General features: G+C 64.8%; 14 protein-coding genes. 8 read left to right on the top strand and 6 right to left on the bottom strand.

Going from position 1 to position 19,068, the window contains the following annotated elements; genetic code table 11:
• Window positions 1-73: 73 nt before the first annotated feature.
• Complete coding sequence (locus tag F6X37_RS10735) at window positions 74-1,282, bottom strand: MFS transporter (RefSeq protein ID WP_187611249.1); 1,209 nt, start codon at window positions 1,280-1,282, stop codon at window positions 74-76.
• 449 nt (window positions 1,283-1,731) lie between these two features.
• Between F6X37_RS10735 and F6X37_RS10730 the strand changes: the two genes are divergently transcribed.
• The 4 genes from F6X37_RS10730 to F6X37_RS10715 all read left to right on the top strand — a co-directional run bounded on the left by F6X37_RS10730 (window position 1,732) and on the right by F6X37_RS10715 (window position 5,934).
• Window positions 1,732-2,736: a sugar ABC transporter substrate-binding protein gene (locus F6X37_RS10730; protein WP_187611248.1), complete on the top strand. Its 1,005-nt coding sequence runs from the start codon at window positions 1,732-1,734 to the stop codon at window positions 2,734-2,736.
• A gap of 97 nt (window positions 2,737-2,833) precedes the next feature.
• Window positions 2,834-3,823: an ABC transporter permease gene (locus F6X37_RS10725; protein ID WP_090806896.1), complete on the top strand. Its 990-nt coding sequence runs from the start codon at window positions 2,834-2,836 to the stop codon at window positions 3,821-3,823.
• 20 nt (window positions 3,824-3,843) lie between these two features.
• Window positions 3,844-4,647, top strand: coding sequence for an ATP-binding cassette domain-containing protein (locus tag F6X37_RS10720; RefSeq protein WP_222944817.1), 804 nt, complete (start codon window positions 3,844-3,846; stop codon window positions 4,645-4,647).
• Between the two features lie 42 nt (window positions 4,648-4,689).
• Window positions 4,690-5,934 carry an ROK family transcriptional regulator gene (locus tag F6X37_RS10715; protein ID WP_187611247.1) on the top strand — a complete coding sequence of 415 codons (1,245 nt, stop codon included), beginning with the start codon at window positions 4,690-4,692 and terminating at the stop codon, window positions 5,932-5,934.
• A 5-nt stretch (window positions 5,935-5,939) separates the two neighbouring features.
• Here F6X37_RS10715 and F6X37_RS10710 read toward each other — a convergent pair whose 3' ends face one another.
• On the bottom strand, window positions 5,940-9,053 hold the full coding sequence (locus F6X37_RS10710; RefSeq protein WP_187611246.1) for a transglycosylase domain-containing protein: 3,114 nt from the start codon (window positions 9,051-9,053) through the stop codon (window positions 5,940-5,942).
• Between the two features lie 309 nt (window positions 9,054-9,362).
• The gene (locus F6X37_RS10705; RefSeq protein WP_187611245.1) at window positions 9,363-10,301 is read right to left on the bottom strand and encodes a LysR family transcriptional regulator; all 939 of its coding nucleotides are present in this window, start codon (window positions 10,299-10,301) and stop codon (window positions 9,363-9,365) included.
• Between the two features lie 159 nt (window positions 10,302-10,460).
• On the opposite strand from F6X37_RS10705, the gene F6X37_RS10700 reads away from it, so the two are divergent.
• The 3 genes from F6X37_RS10700 to F6X37_RS10690 all read left to right on the top strand — a co-directional run bounded on the left by F6X37_RS10700 (window position 10,461) and on the right by F6X37_RS10690 (window position 13,636).
• Window positions 10,461-11,393, top strand: coding sequence for a dihydrodipicolinate synthase family protein (locus tag F6X37_RS10700; protein ID WP_187611244.1), 933 nt, complete (start codon window positions 10,461-10,463; stop codon window positions 11,391-11,393).
• 107 nt (window positions 11,394-11,500) lie between these two features.
• A complete protein-coding gene (locus F6X37_RS10695; RefSeq protein WP_187611243.1) occupies window positions 11,501-12,790 on the top strand; it encodes an NAD(P)/FAD-dependent oxidoreductase in 1,290 nt (429 codons plus the stop codon).
• Between the two features lie 105 nt (window positions 12,791-12,895).
• A complete protein-coding gene (locus F6X37_RS10690; protein WP_090806910.1) occupies window positions 12,896-13,636 on the top strand; it encodes a TetR/AcrR family transcriptional regulator in 741 nt (246 codons plus the stop codon).
• A gap of 214 nt (window positions 13,637-13,850) precedes the next feature.
• Here F6X37_RS10690 and F6X37_RS10685 read toward each other — a convergent pair whose 3' ends face one another.
• Genes F6X37_RS10685 through aroQ form a run of 3 tightly spaced genes read right to left on the bottom strand, consistent with a single transcriptional unit; the run spans window position 13,851 to window position 16,707 of the window.
• On the bottom strand, window positions 13,851-15,242 hold the full coding sequence (locus F6X37_RS10685; protein WP_187611242.1) for an MFS transporter: 1,392 nt from the start codon (window positions 15,240-15,242) through the stop codon (window positions 13,851-13,853).
• A gap of 50 nt (window positions 15,243-15,292) precedes the next feature.
• Window positions 15,293-16,255 (bottom strand): shikimate dehydrogenase, encoded by a 963-nt coding sequence (locus tag F6X37_RS10680; RefSeq protein ID WP_187611241.1) that lies wholly within the window; start codon window positions 16,253-16,255, stop codon window positions 15,293-15,295.
• Window positions 16,252-16,707, bottom strand: a complete 456-nt coding sequence (gene aroQ, locus F6X37_RS10675) for a type II 3-dehydroquinate dehydratase (RefSeq protein ID WP_187611240.1) — start codon at window positions 16,705-16,707, stop codon at window positions 16,252-16,254. Before aroQ ends, F6X37_RS10680 begins: the two co-directional genes overlap by 4 nt.
• A gap of 319 nt (window positions 16,708-17,026) precedes the next feature.
• Here aroQ and F6X37_RS10670 point away from each other — a divergent pair, with 319 nt between their 5' ends.
• The gene (locus tag F6X37_RS10670) at window positions 17,027-18,919 is read left to right on the top strand and encodes a bifunctional sugar phosphate isomerase/epimerase/4-hydroxyphenylpyruvate dioxygenase family protein (RefSeq protein WP_187611239.1); all 1,893 of its coding nucleotides are present in this window, start codon (window positions 17,027-17,029) and stop codon (window positions 18,917-18,919) included.
• The last annotated feature ends 149 nt before the right edge of the window (window positions 18,920-19,068 follow it).

The following is a 19,068-nucleotide window of genomic DNA, read 5'->3' as shown; positions in this document are numbered from 1 at the left end:
ACAGCCGCGCCGCAACGTTGCAGTTCGTAGCAGTTCGTAGCAGTTGGACCAGGCTCGGCCAGCTTGCCGCGCGTCAACTCGCGTGACGGGGCCGGCGCGCACCGACCGCCAACGCAATACAGGCCAATCCCGCGGAAACCGCCGCGAACGCGACGTTCGCCCACAAATGTCCGACCCGGGTCGACAGCAGCGCTATGCCGACCGCCGGCAACGAGTTGCCGGTGTAACAGCAGAGCAGATACGCCGATAGCAATTCGGCGCGTTGGTCCGCGGGCGCGATCCGGTTGATCTCCTGCAAGCTGCCGCGAAACCCGAGCGCGGCTGCGATGCCGCACAGCGCCGTCGCCGCGCTCAGCACTACGATCGACGCGACGACCTGCGCCCACAGCAGCAACGCGAGACTCGGCGGCAACAGCCACAGTCCGGCGAGCATCGCGGTGCGAGCGGCGAGTTTCGACGTGACCATCACGGTGATCGTGCTCGCGGCGAACAGTTCGGCGACGAGCGCCCCGCTCAGCGCGGGGCTGTGCAGATGCATGCTGTTCGCGATCAGATTGGGCAACAGCGCCGCGAAAAAGCCGAGCAGCGCGAAGGTCGCGAATGCGGTGACGGCAGGCACGACGAATGCCACGCGCAATTGCGCGGGCACGCCGATGCGTGGCGCGAACGACACCTGTGCAAACGTCCGGGCACGCGCCTGGACCGTTTCGCATGCGAGCGCCGCCAACGCCGCGGTGACCAGAAGCGTCAACAGATAAACGACGAACACCGTGCGCAATGGCCAGGGCGCGAATTGCGCGAGCAGACCAGTCAGCAGCGGTCCCACTCCGAGCCCGGCCAGATTGACCGCCGCGGCAAGACGGCTGGCGGGCGCCTTGTCGGCGCCGGCGTGCAATTCCGCGATCCACGCGGTCGCCGTGGCGGCACCGACGCCGATCGCAAGGCCGCTCGCCGCCCGGGCGACGAAAAGCCACGTCGCATGCGTGGCGAACAGAAAACACGTTGTGCTCGCGGTCGCGGCTGCGAGCACGAGCAGACTGACCGATCGGCGCCCGGCCTGGTCGGACACGCGACCGAATAGAAACAAAGCGCCGAGATTGCCGATCACGTAGGTCGCGTACACGAGCGTGATTGTCAGATCGGACAAGCCGAACCGGCGTTGATAGAGCGGATAAAGCGGCGTGACCATCGTGCTGCCCGCGTACAGAACGCCGATCACGAGGGCGGCGGCGATCAGCGATGCGCGGGAGCCGAGTCGTCGCTGCCACCAGTGCGAAGGCATGGGTCTCTCCGAAAGGTTCGCATTCTGTCGACGCGAGCAAGCGCTGTTCCGCCGCAACCGCTCGCAAACATTCATCGCCCACTGAAAAAGCGCGTTACGCACCACGAATTGCGTTGAAAAACCACCGCTGACATTTCAACCCGCTTTCAGACGGGCCAGGACTTTCCCCAAGCCGAGAAGCGCCGCTTCGCACTGCAGCACAGCGCGAAAGCATTACCACACAAGGCTCTCAGTCTGCACGCGGTTCGCGGCGCGGCGAATTTCCGCGTTCACATTTCCTTGACGAGCAGTCGCGGGCCTGCTGTACTAAATCAACCAAAGTGATTTAGGCGATTTCCTTCGGACCACATTACGTCGAAGCGTCATCGTCAAACGTCAAGCCCGCAGCTTCGCAGTTTCGATCTATCTGCAGTCCCATACGTCGTTGCCAATAACCGGAGGAGCGTCTCATGAATCTGAATTTCCACAGGCGTCCTGTCGCCAGGACAATCGCGTCGATGTGCGCCGCGGCCGCGGCGCTGTGGTGCGCAAGCGCGAGTCAGGCCGCCGACCAGCCCGTCATCGGCCTGATCACGAAGACCGATACGAACCCGTTCTTCGTCAAGATGCGCCAGGGCGCGGACGCGGCCGCGTCGAAAGACGGCGCGAAACTGATCACGGCCGCCGGCAAGTTCGACGGCGACAACGCGAGTCAGGTCACCGCGATCGAAAACATGATGACGGCCGGCGCGAAAGCAATCCTGATCACGCCGAGCGACACCAAGGCGATCGTGCCGAGCATCAAGAAGGCGCGCGCGGCCGGTGTGATGGTCATCGCCCTCGATACGCCGACCGATCCGCAGGACGCAACCGACGCCCTGTTCGCCACCGACAACTTCAAGGCCGGCGTGCTGATCGGCAAATACGCGAAGGCCGCGCTGAACGGCAAGCCCGCGAAGATCGCCACGCTCGATCTCGCGCCGGGCGTGTCGGTCGGCGTGCTGCGCCACAACGGCTTCCTCGAAGGCTTCGGCGTCAAGGAAGGCGACCCGTCGATCGTCTGCAGCCAGGACACCCGCGGCGATCAGGCGAAAGGCCAGACGGCAATGGAAAACTGCCTGCAGAAAGCGCCCGACATCAACGTGGTCTACACGATCAACGAACCGGCCGCGGCCGGCGCGTATCGCGCGCTGAAGGCGGCGGGTAAGGACAAGGGCGTGATGATCGTGTCGATCGACGGCGGTTGCGAAGGCGTGCGCAACGTGAAGGCCGGCGCGATCGCGGCGACCTCGCAGCAGTATCCGCTGAAGATGGCCGCGCTCGGCGTCACCGCCGGCGTCGACTACGCGAAGACCGGCAAGAAGGTGTCCGGTTATCACGACACCGGCGTCACGCTGATCACCGACAAGCCGATGTCCGGCATCGACAGCAAAGACACGAAGTTCGGCCTCGACAACTGCTGGGGCAACAAGTAACGCGCATTGCACAGCGGCCCGTTGCGCGTCGCACCGGGCCGCCAATTGATTTGCAGCGTGACCTTCATGTCACGCTCATGTACCGAGGACTGCCATCATGTCGACCCCTTCCGCGCCCGCCGGCCGGCCGCGCCCGTCTTTCACCGAGCACCTGCCGTCGCTGTCCGAAATCGGACCGCTGATCGCGCTGGTGCTGGCCTGCGCATTCTTTGTCTCGCAGAGCAGCCGCTTTCTATCGTTCCAGAACCTGTCGCTGATCCTGCAACAGACAATGGTCGTCGCGGTCATCGCGATCGGCCAGACACTGATCGTGCTGACCGGTGGCATCGATCTGTCCTGCGGCATGGTAATGGCCTTCGGCTCGATCATCATGACGAAGTTCGCGGTCGTGCTCGGCGTGCCGCCGATCCTCGCGATTCTGTGCGGCATCGGCGCCAGCACCTTGTTCGGCTTACTGAACGGTCTGTTGATCACGCGCATCAAGTTGCCGGCGTTCATCGTCACGCTGGGTACGCTGAACATCGCGTTTGCGCTCACGCAGATCTACTCGAACGCGGAAAGCGTGTCGAACCTGCCCGATGCGATCATGTTCCTCGGCAGCACGTTCAGGCTCGGACCGGCGGAAGTCACGTACGGCACCGTGCTGACGCTGCTGATGTATCTGGGCACGTGGTTCGTGCTGCGCGACACGGTGCCCGGCCGGCATCTGTACGCGCTCGGCAACAACGCCGAGGCCGCGCGACTGATGGGCCTGTCGTCGCAGCGGATTCTGCTGACCGTCTACACGCTTGCCGGCGCGATCTACGGCATCGCCGCGCTGCTGTCGGTAGCGCGCACCGGTGTCGGCGATCCGCAGGCCGGGCAAACCGAGAACCTCGACAGCATCACCGCGGTCGTGCTCGGCGGCACGAGTCTGTTCGGTGGACGCGGCTCGATCGTCGGCACCTTGCTTGGAGCGCTGATTGTCGGCGTATTCCGTAACGGCCTGACGCTGATCGGTGTTTCCTCGGTGTACCAGGTATTGATCACCGGCATCCTCGTGATTCTCGCGGTCGCCGCCGATAAACTCTCGCACCGCGGCCGTTGATCCCGCACAGGAGCCCTGTCATGTTGACCTCCGCCTCCCCTTCCACGTCCGCTGCGATGCCGGTTCTGCAGGCACGCGGGCTCGTCAAACGTTACGGCAACGTGATCGCGCTCGACGGTTGCGATTTCGAAGTGCTGCCCGGCGAAATCCTCGCGGTGATCGGCGACAACGGCGCGGGCAAATCGTCGCTGATCAAGGCGCTCTCGGGCGCCACGGTGCCCGACGAAGGCGAGATTCTGCTCGACGGCAAACCGGTCAAGTTTCGCAGTCCGCTCGATGCGCGGGCACAAGGCATCGAGACCGTATACCAGGAACTCGCCGTCGCGCCGGCGATGAGCATCGCCGAAAATCTGTTTCTCGCCCGCGAATTGCTGAAGCCCGGCTGGCGCGGCTCGCTGTTCAAGATGATCGACAAGCGCCGCATGCTCGACGAAGCGACCGCGGCCATGAAGGATCTGCAAATCGGCATCCGCTCGATGCGCCAGGCGGTCGAAACGCTGTCCGGCGGCCAGCGCCAGGGCGTCGCCGTTGCACGCAGCGCGGCATTCGCGCGCCACGTGGTGATTCTGGACGAGCCCACCGCCGCGCTCGGCGTAAAGGAAGGCAACATGGTGCTCGAACTGATCCGGCGCGTGCGCGAGCGTGGCCTGCCGGTGATTCTGATCAGCCACAACATGCCGCACGTGTTCGAGATCGCGGACCGCATCCATATCCAGCGGCTCGGCCGGCGCGCGGCGCTCGTCAATACGAAGGACGTGCACATGTCGGAAGCGGTCGCGATCATGACCGGGGCGAAGGAAGCCGACGTGAAGGCGATCGCATGACGCGCCGCCCAATCCGCTGAGCCACGAGGCCGGTACACGACAATGGACACCCCCAGCACCAGCAGGCGTTCGCCGGTCAAACGCACGGTCGGTTCGAATCAGGTCGGCATGCGGCAATTCAACGAGCGCATCGTGCTGCAAACGATCCGCTTGCATGGACCACTGCCGAAGGCCGAGGTCGGCCGCCTCACGCGTCTTTCGATGCAGACGGTGTCGATGATCGTCGACCGGTTGATCGCCGACGGCCTGCTCGAAAAGCACGCGCGCGTGCGCGGCAAGATCGGCCAGCCGTCGGTGCCGATCGCGTTGTGCGCGGACGGCGCGTACACGATCGGTATCAAGGTCGGACGCCGCAGTCTCGACGTGCTCGCGATGGACTTCGCCGGGCGCATCGTATGCCGCGACGTATTCGAGTATGCGTATCCCGATCCGCGCGCGCTGTTCCCCGCGCTCGAAAACAAACTCGCGCGCGTGAACCAGACGCTCGGCACGAAGGCGGGCAAGGTGGTCGGCGTCGGTGTCGCGGCGCCGTTGTGGCTCGGCGGCTGGCGCGACTTTCTCGGCGCGCCGCCCGACGCGCTCGACGCCTGGAACGACATCGATCTGCGCGCGCGCATCGCGACGATAACCGGCCTGCCCGTCGAGTTCGCCAAAGACACCACGGCCGCCTGCGCGGCCGAACTCGTGATGGGCCAGGGCCGCGGCATCCACAACTTCCTGTATCTGTTCGTTGGCACGTTCATCGGCGGGGGTCTCGTAATCGACGGACGTCTGCATGGCGGTCCACACGACAACGCGGGCGCGGTCGGTTCGATCCCGCTGCGCGAAGGCGGCGCACGCAAACCTGCGCGGCAGTTGCTGCACGCGGCATCGGGCTTCGTGCTCGAACGACTGTTCAGCGATGCGGGCGCGCCGGCGGCCGCGGCGCATGATCATCGCGCGTTGTCGCCCGAGTTGTGGCGGCATACCGAGCGATGGCTCGACAGCGCGTGCCCGGCGATCGCGAATGCGCTAACCAATGCGGCCGCGTTGCTCGATCTCGAAGCCGTCGTGATCGACGGCGAGTTCGACCGGCTACTGCTGCGCGAGATCATTCGCCGCACCGAGCGCGTGCTCGATCGTTTCGAATGGGAAGGGATGGTGCGGCCGCAATTGCTCGAAGGCGCGATCGGCGCCGATGCCCGCGCGATGGGCGGTGCGATTCTGCCGCTATATGCGCATTTCGCGCCGGTGCATGAGCTGTTCCTGAAGCCGGCGGCGTCGGAGGCAGGTTATGACGAGCGGTGAGCGATTCACTGCGCGGCAACTTTCGTCGCCGCGGGCGTCGATCCCGCCGGCGCCGCCGTCACGGTTTTCTGAACCGGCTTGTCGAGCAACGGCTGCAACGCCGGCGCCATCGACTTGAGCAACTGCACCGCCAGCGCACTCGTGAAGTCGTAACGCGCGGCATACGGCTCGTGCACCCACGCGGTCAACGTGCCGTAGAAGCGGTCGCCGAGCGCGAACACGAAGGTCGCGCTGCGATTCACCTTGCGCGACTCGATCAACCGCGCGCCCTTCGCGTACACGTTCAAGCGCTGATCGCCGGTGCCGGTCTTGCCATAGACTTCGAGCGTTTCGCCGTTCGGGAACGTCATGCCTTGCGCGAGACGCCTCGCGGTGCCACCCGTCACGACGTCGCGCAACAGCATCCGCACCTCCCCGGCAATCTCCGGCGACACCTGCTGCTGCGGCGCGACCACCGCGCGCCTGAAATGCGTTTCGTACGGCGTGTCCTTCGCGAAGTCGATTTGCGTCAGCGTTTCGGTCGGCACCTTGTTGCCGCCGTTCGTGATCACGCCGATCAGTTGCGCGAGCGCCGCCGGACGATCGCCCGACGCGCCGATCGCCGCCGCATACGACGGCGTCAGCGACGCGAACGGATAGCCGAGCGCCTGCCAAGATTTGCCGATCGCGTCGTAGGCGCGCAGCTCGACCATGCGCTTGATGCGGTGATCCTGGGTCACGTGATAGCGCGTCTTGAAGAGCCACGAGTAAGTCGACAGGCGGACGTCCTGGCTCGCGGCTTCGATCTGCGCAAGCGTCGCATCCGGATGCGAGCGCAGGTAGTTCAGCGTCCATAGTTCGAGCGGATGCACACTCGAAATATAGCCGCGGTCGTTCAGATTGAAGCGGTTGATGCCGTACTTGTCGTACAGATTCGCGAGATCTTCGTCGTCGAGCATCGAAGCCGCCGGCGTGTTCTTCAACGCCGCGTACATCAACTTGTTGAACCACGCGTTCGATTGATCCGGCGCGACGCTGCGCAACGCGGTCGCCACTTTCGGGGGCGACTTGCGCACCCCGAGCAGCAATAGCGTGATCTGCTGATCAGGCGTCTTGCCGTGGTACTTCGTGTAGAAACGCTTCATGTACACGCGGCTTTCCTGATCGGCGAAACGCGTCAGGTACATCTTGCGGGTCGCCGGATCGCCGAGCCATTGCGACGACGGCCCGGTGGTCTGCACCATTTCATAGTGCACGATATCGCGCATCAGCCGCACGAACACGAGGTTCACCGAATGCTGGAACGCGCGATGCACGGTCAGGATGCGGCTGTTGTCGTCGGACTCGAAGTTCGTGAAGGTCTGCGCGCCGCCGCCCGTAAAGAACGTTTCGCCCGGGCTCGCCGAGTATTTACGCTCGACCGCGGCGTCGAGCATAGGCTGCAGCGAATGGTCGCGCGTGTGCAGCAGATAGTCGATCGCCCAGCGCGTCAGCCGATCGTTCGGATCGGGCGTGATCGCCTTCAGCTGGGCATTGCTCAGCGATGCGTACCGTGTGTGCAAATCGGTGACGATCTGCAGATACGTGATGACGGTGCGCAGTTTCGCGGTCGAGCCGAGGTTCAGGCGCGCGCCGGAATTGATGTCGAACGGCTGGTTCACGCTATCGGTCTGCACGCGCACGAGGTTCGCGTCGCCGTGCCGCTCGAACAGCGTGAAGCTGTAGGCGATATGCGACGGATCGTCGGACCCGCGCAACATTTCGTAGCCGACGAGACCCGCGGCCTTCGCGCCGTCTTTCGTCGCGGCGGCGGCGAGGCGCTCGGCAACGGCTTGTTGCACGTCATTGTTCAGCGTGCCTGTCGCCTGCACGTCGAGGCGGTCCAGTTCATAGAAACTACGCACGCCGAGCGCGGCGAGCAGATGCGAGCGCATCGACGTGACGGCCTTGCGCGACACGAACGAACCGAGATCCGGTGTGCTGCGCGGCGCGCGATGCAGTTCGACGTGCGCCGCCAGCGCCGCGTCGCGCAACTGCTCGGTGATCACGCCGCCACTCGCGAGCAGCCGCATGTAGCTGTCGGTCAGCCGTTCGAGCTCGGGATAGCCGCGCTGCAGAAAAAACGACGGCGCGCGCTGCGCGATCATCAGCGACAGCACTTCGCGAAACGCCAGACCCTGGTCGGGCAGATTTGCATCGGTCGACGGCGCCTTCAGCAGCCGGTTGGTCTCGCGGAAATCACGCCCATACCAGGCGGCGAGCCCATCGCCGATACCGTTGATTTCGCCGACGCCGGGCTGCGCGGCAAGCGGCACCGAGTTCAGATAATGGACCACGATCTGTTCGCGCGCGGGCAGCGTTTGCGGTCCGTTCAGATAAGCGCGCACCGACGCCGACGCGATTTGCCGCAGCTTTTCCGGGGGCGTCGCGGTGCGGCCCCCCGCCGAGTGACGGAATTTCTCGATCTGCGTCGCGAGCGTGCTGCCGCCGGGCGTCTGCTGATGACGATCGAACACGCGCGCGCCCTGGTCGACGAGCGCGCGGCTGAAGCGCCCCCAGTCGATCGCCGGATTGCGGTTCGGCTGATCCGGATCGAGCAGATAGCGGTCTTCGATGAACAGCAACGAGTTCACCACGAGCGGCGGAATCGCGCCGAAGCTGTCGTACACGCGACCGGGAAACTGAGCGCTGTATAGCGGCACGCCGGTGCCGTCGAACAATTGCAGGCCGGCCGTGTCTTTTTCGTCGTAAGGCAGGAACAGGCCATCATCGGCTAGCGAAAGCATGCGTTCTGAATCGCGCGCCTGCGAGCTGATTTCGAAGCCATGTTGCAACAGACGCTGCTGGATAGCCGGCAACAGCGCGTAGCCGAGGCGCGCGTCGTACGGGCCCTTGTCGGCTTGCGGAAAGCGGATGGAATGACTAGGACCGTCGGTGACCGAAAAAGCGACGTCGCGGGTCAGCTCGGAAAGGTACCGCGCCTGCAGTCGCGAGGTCTCGATCTCGATCTGCACGAGCCGCGCAATCAGCGCCACCGCGAGCAGCAAAAACGCGCCAAGCCCCCATTTGAGCCAACGCCAGCTCCGCACGGTCACGGTGCTGGTCACGCGAAGCGGAAACCGAAGCGGTGGCCGATTCATGGCTGCTCTCCCCGAGCGATGGCCAGGGGGTCGAGCCTGGCTCAGTTCATTCAAAGCAGTGTAGCTCGGAACGAGAAACCCTCATCGGTTCGGATTGATGCGACAGTGTCGCGGCTACAACACCTGCTGGCGTCGGATGACAAAACGCGAACCGGCATGAGATATTGAAGCTCTTTTCACACCAATAACAAACCGCCTTTTCGGGCGGTTTTGCCGTTTCTGGCGGGCCTTGCCGAAAGAAAGTCGCTTTTTGGCTGGCATTCTTACCGGCAACCGGGCGGACGGCTGGGCAACTTGTTTACGGCGCGCCTAAATTCGCGCTTTCGTCTGTGCACGCAACAGCGCGATAAACCGTTCCGCCGGCGGCGACAGCACGCCGCCCTTGCGCGTGACGATGCCGAACGTCTGCGATGGCGATTTGAGCCTGACCGGCACGACGCGCAGCATCTTGTGCCGCACGAACGGCCCAGCAATTGCACTCGGCAGCAGCGAAACGAGTTCGGCGCTGCTTTGCAGCAGTGCAACTGTCACGAATGTGGAAGCCGTCGAAATCGGATTGTCGGGCATCTCGAGGCCGGCGAGATCCATCTCGCGTTCGAGCAGCGCATGCAGCGGCATGTGTGACGGATACATGACCCAGCGATGCCCGGCGAGATCGCGCAACATCATCTCGCGGCGCGGCAACGGCGCATGCTGATAACCGACCACCACCGCCAACGGCTCGTCGCCGAGCGGACGATACTGATACTTCGACGGATCGGCCGCGACCGCCGCTCGGCCGACCACCAGATCGAGCCGTCCGTCGTCGAGCTGCGAGAGCATTCGTGCGCTGGTGTCCTCGACCACTTCGATCGCCAGACCCGGTTGCGCCGCATGCAATTGATTCAGCGCGGGCACCACGCAGTCGGGAATCGCGCCCATGATCGCGCCGAGCGCGAGCCGCCCGCCGCGCCCCGAACGAATTTCGGCGACGTCCTGGCAGAGCGCGGTCAGGTCCGACGTCACGACGCGCGCATATCGGATCACGCAATGACCGAGCTGGTTCGGGATCATGCCGCTTTTCGAGCGCTCGAAAAGCGGCGCGTCGAGCATCGATTCGAGCTCCTGCAGCGCCTTGCTCGCCGCCGATTGCGTCATCGACATCACGCCGGCCGCTTTGTGCAGCGATTTGTGATCGTCGAGCGCGATCAGCAGATGCAGCTGCTTCATGCGCAGCTTCGACAACAGGACGTTGAGCGTGTCTTTCATCGGTGGGGTGAGTCGCAAAAGCGATCACGATATGGAAACAATTCAATATACCCGCGAGGCCCAGCGCCGTATAGTCGCCGAAGGAGACATTCATCCAGTTGCGCCGCCCGTTCGCGGGCTCGAGCGCAATCCTTCCATCCCCGTACGGACCACATCGCCATGAGCCAAGCGTCACACTCTCCCGCCCTGCGCGGCGTCTTCCCCGTCGTGCCGACGATCTTCGACGACGCCGGGCGTCTCGACCTCGAAGGCCAGAAGCGCTGCCTCGATTTCATGATCGACGCCGGCTCGAACGGCCTGTGCATTCTCGCGAACTTCTCCGAGCAGTTCGCGCTGTCCGACGACGAGCGCGACACACTGATGCATCTCGCGCTCGAACACGTCGCGGGCCGCGTGCCGGTGATCGTCACGACCACGCACTTCAGCTCGTACCAGTGCGCGGAGCGCAGCCGCGCAGCGCAGGCCGCGGGCGCCGCGATGGTGATGGTCATGCCGCCGTATCACGGCGCGACGATCCGCATCGGCGAGCGCGGCATCTACGAGTTCTATCGTACGGTGTCCGATGCCATCCAGATTCCGATCATGATCCAGGACGCGCCGGTCAGCGGCACGCCGTTGTCCGCGCCGTTCCTCGCTCGTATGGCACGCGAGATCGACAACGTGTCGTACTTCAAGATCGAAACGCCGCAGGCCGCGAACAAGCTGCGCGAGCTGATCGAACTGGGCGGCGACGCGATCGTCGGTCCGTGGGACGGCGAGGAAGCAATCACGCTGATGGCCGACCTCGATGCGGGCGCGACCGGCTCGATGACGGGCGGCGGTTATGCCGATGGCATCCGCCTGATCGTCGACGCCTATGCGGCCGGTGATACCGAGGCCGCCGCCGCGCACTATCAGCAGTGGCTGCCGCTGATCAACTACGAGAATCGCCAGGGCGGCCTCGCATCGTGCAAGGCGCTGATGAAGGAAGGCGGCGTGATCGGTTCGGACGCGGTGCGTCACCCGCTGCCGCAGATGCATCCGGCGACGCGCGAAGGGCTGTTGAAGATCGCACGCCGGCTCGATCCGCTGGTGTTGCGCTGGGGTCGATAACGCAGAACGAAGCGCGGCGGGGCGCCTGTCGACGTGCGGGCTCACGCGGGCTGGACGGGCACACGCGATTGCCGCTAACCTAGGGCGTGTCCACAAGCTCGCGCCCCATGCAAAGTTTCTACGAAGCCACCGTCACCCGCTCCTCCGCCTGCGCGCCGCTCAACGGCCGACGCAGCGCGCACGTCTGCATCGTCGGCGGCGGACTTGCGGGACTCTCCACCGCGCTGGGACTCGCCGAACGCGGCGTCGAAGACGTCGTCGTGCTCGAGGCGCAGCAGGTCGGCTTCGGCGCATCGGGACGCAACGGCGGCTTCGTGTTCGGCGGCTACAGCCTCGATTGCGCCGAGCTGCTGAAGACGCTCGGGCCGACTCGCGCGCGCGAACTCTATGCGCTGACCACCGACGCGGTCGAGCTGATGCGCAAGCGAATTGCGCGCTGTCGGATCGATTGCGACGCGACCGATGCCGGCGTGATCCTCGCGAACTGGTTCGACGAACCTGCGCGTCTCGAAGCGCAACGGCGTCTGATGCGCGATTCGTTCGGCGTCGACTGGGAACCGATCGCTGCCAACCAACTCGCCGCGCAACTGAAAACGAGCCGCTATCACGGCGGCCTGTTCGAGCGCAACGCGTTCCATTTTCATCCGCTCAAGTACGTTGTCGGCGTCGCCGCGGCGGCCGCGCAAGCGGGCGTGACGATACACGAGCGCTCGCCGGTCGTCAGCTTGCGGCGCGACGGCGCGGGCTTCGTCGTCGAGACGCCGCAAGGTGCGCTCGACGCGCGTCACGTCGTGATGGCGGGCGGCGGCTATGCACGCAACGTGTACGCGCGCGTCGAGCGCGCGGTGCTGCCTATCGCCACCTACGTGATGGCAACGGAGCCGCTCGGCGAACGCTTGCACGACGCAATCGCCACACGCGCCGCGATCTATGACACCCGCTTCGCGTTCGACTACTACCGCCCGTTGCCCGACACGCGCATCCTGTGGGGCGGCCGCATTTCCGTGCGCGACCGCGAGCCCGAGGCGATCGCGCGTCTGTTGCGACAGGACCTGCTGAAGGTCTATCCGCAACTGCGCGACGTGCGCATCGAGCACGCATGGGGCGGCCTGATGAGCTACGCGCGACACAAGATGCCGCAGATCGGCCAAAGCACGGACGGCGTCTGGTACGCGGTCGGTTTCGGCGGACACGGCATGGCGCCGACCACGGTGTCGGGCGAACTGCTGGCCGCGGCTATCTCCGGTGAACGGCCAGTGCCCGACGCGTTCGCGACCTTCGGCCTCACGCGCACGTACGGCGCGCTCGGCCTCGCGGCCGCGCAGCTCACGTACACCGCAATGCAAACACGCGACGCACTCGCCGCGCGCCGCCGGCCCACGCGCCCGGTCGCGTAAGCGCCACGCAAGCTCCTTCCAGATGCCTTCGTCGATGCCCGGGACCCACGCCAGAGGCCCATTTCGCCATGCTAGAATGCGCCGTCACTGCCGCTCGAAACCACAATGAAAAAGGGAAGCAAGGCCGCCGAGCCTGATACCAACGGCATCGTGTCTGGCACGCCGCACGCCGACGCGCGACGTACCGGCGCCAGGCGTACCGACGCCCCGCGTGTGGACGCCCCACGCAAATACGATCCCGAGCAGACTAAGCGCAACATCCTCGACGTCGCGACCCAGGAGTTCTCCGCGATGGGGCTGACGGGTGCCCGCGTCGACGCGATCGCGGAACGCACGAACACCACCAAGCGCATGCTGTACTACTACTTCGGCAGCAAGGAAGGGTTGTACCAGGCGGTGCTGGAAAAGGTGTATGGAGACATTCGCGCGCTCGAACAGGACCTGCACATCAGCGAACTCGATCCGGTCGAAGGCATGCGCGCGCTGGTCGAATTCACGTTCGACTACCACGACCGCCAGCGCGATTTCGTGCGCCTCGTGACGATCGAAAACATTCACGGCGCGAAGTACGTCGAGCAGGTCAAGACGTTCAAAGGACGCAACGTCACCGTGATTCACACGATCGAGGATCTGCTCGCGCGCGGCATCGCGGCGGGCCAGTTCCGCAGCGACATCGATCCGATCGATCTGCATCTGATGATCAGCTCGCTGTGTTTCCATCGCGTGGGCAACCGGCATACGTTCGGCACCGCGTTTGGGCGCGATCCGTCGCATCCGCGGCTGCGGGCGCGGCATCGGGCGATGATCGTCGATGCGATCTTGCGGTTCGTGAAGAAGGACGATTGACCCGGTTGCGCGGCGACCGGCTGAAATGGAAACGGGATGTGGTGAAAGCCACATCCCGTTTTTTATCGCTTCGAGAAACGCAGCCCGTTCAGCGGCTTACTGCCCCGGCAAACCGGTGACGGCAGTCGCCGTGGTCGCCGCCGCACCGCGACGACAACCGGGGATTCGAAGGGAACTACGACCGTCACATGAAGCGACGGCTCGGCGGAAAGACTCAATCCACCAGCACGATCCGCTTGATATCGCCGACGACGAAGATATACGACAGCGCGCCGATCAACGCGATGACACCGATAAACACCAGCGCGCCCACGAACGAACCGGTCGCCGCGACGATCAGGCCCACCACGAGCGGCGTCACGATACCCGCCAGGTTCGCGGCGAAGTTGAAGATGCCGCCGGTCACGCCGAGCAAGCCCTCGGGCGCGATATCCGACACCAGCGTCCAGCCGAGCGCGGCCATGCCCTGCGCGAAGAACGCCACCGACAGAATCGCGATCACCACGACGTTGCTCTCGACATAGTTGGCGAGAATGATCGTCGACGCGAGCAGCAGACCCGCGATGATCGGCAGCTTGCGCGCGACGTTCGGCGATTTGCCACGGCGCAGCAGCCAGTCGGAGAACACGCCGCCGAACATCACGCCGATCGAAGCCGCGATGAACGGCATGATCGCGAAGAAGCCGATCTTCAGCCACGCCATATGACGTTCGGTGGCGAGATACGTCGGGAACCACGTGAGGAAGAACACCAGCGTCGAATTGCCCGCGAACTGGCCGAGGCAGATGCCGGTCAACTGGCGATGCTTGAGCAGTTGGCCAATCGTGCCCCATTGGAAGCCGCTCTTCTTCGATGCCGCCGTATCGCCTGCACCCGCGGCTGCACCCGCGGCCGCACCCGCGACATCCTTGTTGCGTTGCGTGAGACCGCCGCCCGCCTCGATATAGTCGAGCTCTTCCTGATTCGCCGACGGATGATCGCTCGGCTCGCGATACAGCAGCCACCACACCACGCCGAACGCGATACCGACGCCGCCGACCACGAGGAACAGCGAGCGCCAGCCGAATGCGCCCATCAGCATGAACAGGAACGGGCTGAAAAACGCGAGGCCGATATATTCGCCGACCGTGTAGGTGCCGGTCGCCATCGCGCGCTCGCTTTGCGGAAACCACGTGGCGACCACGCGGCTATTGGTCGGAAAGCATGGCGCCTCCGAAACGCCGAGGCCGAGACGGAAGGCGAACAGCCCGCCGATGCTCCCCACGAGCCCTTGCGCGAGCGTGCAGAGCGACCAGAACGTCATCGACAGGAAGTAGGTGAGCTTGCTGCCGAAGCGGTCGAGAAACAGGCCGCCCGGAATCTGCGAGGCCACGTAGCTCCACGAAAACACCGAGAACAGCAGGCCCATCAGCGCGGCGTTGATGCCGAGCTCCTTCGTCAGCTGCGGTGCCGCGATGCCGAGCACGGTGCGGTCGAGATAGTTGATCATCGTGCCGACCGCGAGCAGCGCGAGGATCTTGTAACGGGCTTTCGAACGGCGCGCGGGGCTCGCCGCGTTGTTCTGCGCGGGCGAGCCCGCGGAGCTGGATTGGAACGATTGCGTCATGGCGTGCTTGTCTCCTCGATCAGCTTGGGTGCCGGTCTCTACGCGGCCGGTTAGCGTTGCAACAACGATTGAAAGTGGGTGTAGACGCGCTCGGCGTCCGGCTCGAGGCCCGTGAAAATACGCATGGCGTCGACCGCCTGGTAGACCGCCATGCCGCCGCCACTCAGCGTGCGGCAGCCAAGCGCCTCGGCCGCCTGCAGCAGCGCGGTGCGAATCGGGAAATAGACGATGTCGGCGACCCACAGGTCGCGGTGCAGCAATTCGGCCGGCAGCGGCAGGCCCGGCATTTTAGCCATACCGGTCGGGGTAGCGTGAATCAGGCCTTGCGCGGCGCCGAGCGAATCTTCGAGCGACGTGCCCGCGCTGACCCTGGCTTTCGGGAAACGCGCCTGCAACTCGTCGGCGAGCGACTGCGCGCGGGCGGCATCGACGTCGAACAGCGTCAGCGACTGCGCGCCCATGTTCAGCGCCGCATGCGCGACCGCCGCGCCGGCGCCGCCGGCGCCAAGCTGCACGACGCGTTCCAGCGACACGTCCGGCAGGCCGCGCTGGAACGCACGCGCGAAGCCGGACCAGTCAGTGTTGTGACCGATGCGCTTGCCGTCCTTGAACAGCACGGTGTTGACCGCGCCGAGCGCGCGGGCGTCGTCGGACAGTTCGTCGAGCAGCGGAATCACCGCCTGCTTGCACGGATACGTGATGTTCAGGCCGTTGTAACCCATCCGTTCGGCCGCCGTCAGCAGCTCCGGCAGCGCGGCGGTGTCGAGCTTCTGCGCATCGAGATCGATGCGTCGATAGACATAGTGCAGTCCGAGCTTGCTGCCCTCTTCCTCGTGCATCGCGGGCGTGAGCGAACCGCTGATGCCCGAGCCGATCAGGCCGACCAGAAAGGAGTGGGGAGTGGCCCGCAAGCTCGCCTGCGCATTGGCCAACGCGGCGATCTGCGCGTCGGTCCGGGAATTTCCCCGAGTGTTCGCTTGAGTGTTCGCTTGAGTGTTCGCTTGAGTGTTCATTTCGCCGCCCTATTCTTAAGAATCGTCGCCATCCGTTCCAGCGCGAGCACATAGCCCTGCGTGCCACAGCCGACGATGATCGCGTCCGCCACCGCCGACACGTACGAGTGATGCCGGAACGCTTCGCGCCGATGCACGTTCGAGATATGCACCTCGATGACGGGCTTTTCGATCGCGCTCAATGCGTCGGCGATCGCGACCGACGTATGGGTGTAAGCGGCCGGATTGATCACGATGCCGTCGATCTTGGTGCGCGCCGCGTGCAGCCAGTCGATCAGCTGATGCTCGGCGTTCGACTGGCAGAAGTCGATCGCGAGGTCGAGGCGCTCGCCCGCCTCGCGGCACAGCGTCGCGACGTCGTCGAGCGTTTCCGCGCCATAGATGGCCGGCTCGCGCGTGCCGAGCAGATTGAGGTTCGGTCCGTTCAGGACCAGTACGGAGGCAAAGCTCATGACAACGACTCCCGCAAAATAAGGCGCGACTCGAACCGCGGCACCCGCGGCGGTTCTTCGACGCATGGCGAAGTGTGCGCGCATCGGCCGTCGTCGTCATTCGGGGTTTCTACGAATTTGTACCATCTAGTTAGTTTGTATAGACTATCGAAACTCCCGGATAGTGTGGGGTATTCTGGCCTGCGTCTTGCTTCAGTGCGTAACGAACTAGCTCATTTTTGCGCATTGCAGCAAGCCCGGCAGGCCGCGCCACCAGGCGCGCCGCCGCGGTTTTTCTCTGAGTTTCCCCCTCGTTTGTCCGTTTTTGCAGGAGCCGTTCATGCAACGTTCGATTGCCACCGTGTCGATTAGCGGCACCCTCGTCGAGAAGCTGAGCGCGATCCGCGCGGCGGGTTTCGAAGGTGTCGAAATCTTCGAGAACGACCTGCTGTATTTCGACGGCTCGCCCGCCGACGTGCGCCGCATCGCCGACGACCTCGGCCTGAAGATCATGCTGTTCCAGCCGTTTCGCGATTTCGACGGTGTCAGTCCCGAACGGCTCGAGCGTAATCTCGACCGCGCGAAGCGCAAGTTCGACGTGATGCACGAGCTAGGCACCGACCGCATCCTCGTGTGCAGCAACGTGTCGCCGGACACGATCTGCGACGACTCGCTGATGATCGACCAGTTGGGCGCGCTCGCCCGCGCGGCCGAAGCGGCTGGCGTGGTCGCCGGTTACGAAGCGCTCGCCTGGGGCAGGCACGTAAAGACCTATCGCCACGCGTGGAAGCTTGTCGACGCCGTGAATCATCCGAATCTCGGGCTCGTGCTCGACAGCTTTCATACGCTGTCGCTGAACGACACGCCCGACGCGATCGCCGACATTCCTGGCGAGCGCATCGCGTTCGTGCAGATCGCGGACGCGCCGAAGCTTGCGATGGACGTGCTCGAATGGAGCCGCCACTACCGCTGCTTCCCCGGCCAGGGCGACTTCGATCTCGCGAACTTCACCGCGCAGGTTGTCAAAGCTGGCTACAAGGGCCCGCTTTCGCTGGAAATCTTCAACGACGGCTTTCGCGCCGCCCCCACCACGATCACGGCCGCCGATGGCCATCGCTCGTTGTTGTTCCTCGAAGAGCAAACTCGCGCGCTGCTCGAAGAGCAACAACAGCCGCGCAAAACGACAGGCGGCCTGTACCGCTCGCCCGCCGCGCCCGCGCACGTCGGCTATCAGTTCCTCGAATTCGCGGTCGATCACACCACGCGCGCGCAGCTAGCCGACTGGCTCGGCAAGCTGCGCTTTCGCCAGGCCGGCCAGCATCGCTCGAAGGACGTAACGCTGTATCAGCACGGCGCGGCCTCGATCGTGCTGAACGCCGAGCCCGATTCGTTCGCGAACGCGTTTTTTCAGCAGCATGGTTTGTCGCTGTGCGCATCGGCGTTTCGTGTCGATGACGCGAGCCACGCATTCGAGCGCGCGGCCGGCTTTGGCTACGCGCCGTTCTCCGGCCAGATCGGGCCGAACGAGCGCGTGCTGCCGGCCGTGCAGGCGCCGGATGGCAGTCTCAACTATTTCGTCGACGAAACGCCCGATCAGCCCACGCTGTTCGAGGCCGATTTCGTGCTGACCGACGTCAACGGCCCGACCGAGGTGGGACCGCTCGAGCGCATCGATCACGTGTGTCTGTCGGTGCCGGCGAGTGCGCTCGATACGTGGGTGCTGTTTCTGCGCACCGCGTTCGGCTTCCTGGCCGAGCCGGGGGTGCTCGTTCCCGATCCGTACGGCCTCGTGCGCAGCCGCGCGCTGCGCAGCCCCGACGGCTCGGTGCGGATCGCGCTGAATGCATCGGTGGATCGCCATACGGCGGTGGCCGAGGCGCTGCACACGTATCACGGCTCCGGACTGAACCACGTCGCGTTCAGCACCGGCGACATCTTCAGCGCTCTCCCCGAGTTCGTCGCCGACGGCGTGCCGATCCTGCGCATTCCGCGCAATTACTACGACGACCTCGCGGCCCGCTACGCGCTGTCCGACACGCTGCTCGAAGCGATGCGCGCGAACAATATCCTGTACGACCGCGACGAACGCGGCGGCGAGTTTTTCCACGCTTATACGGAGCAACTCGACCAGCGCTTCTTCCTCGAGATCGTCGAGCGGCGCGGCGGCTATGACGGCTACGGCGCGGCCAATGCGGCGGTGCGGCTCGCGGCGCAGGCGCAGCGGCGCAAGTAACGGGCGGACACCGGAGGCACGACGGCGGCTTCGTCATTGGAAGTCGCCGCGTCGATACGGATTTCGTCTTTTCAGGCGCGCGACCTGCGTCCCCGATCGGGGCAGGCTCGCCGTCTCGATATAATGGCGCCTGCTCAGCCGAATCGCCG

Source organism: Paraburkholderia sp. 31.1 (assembly GCF_014397645.1).
In the GTDB taxonomy this organism is placed as follows: domain Bacteria; phylum Pseudomonadota; class Gammaproteobacteria; order Burkholderiales; family Burkholderiaceae; genus Paraburkholderia; species Paraburkholderia tuberum.
Note: the sequence above shows the minus strand (reverse complement) of the source record. Positions and strands in the feature narration are given on the sequence as shown.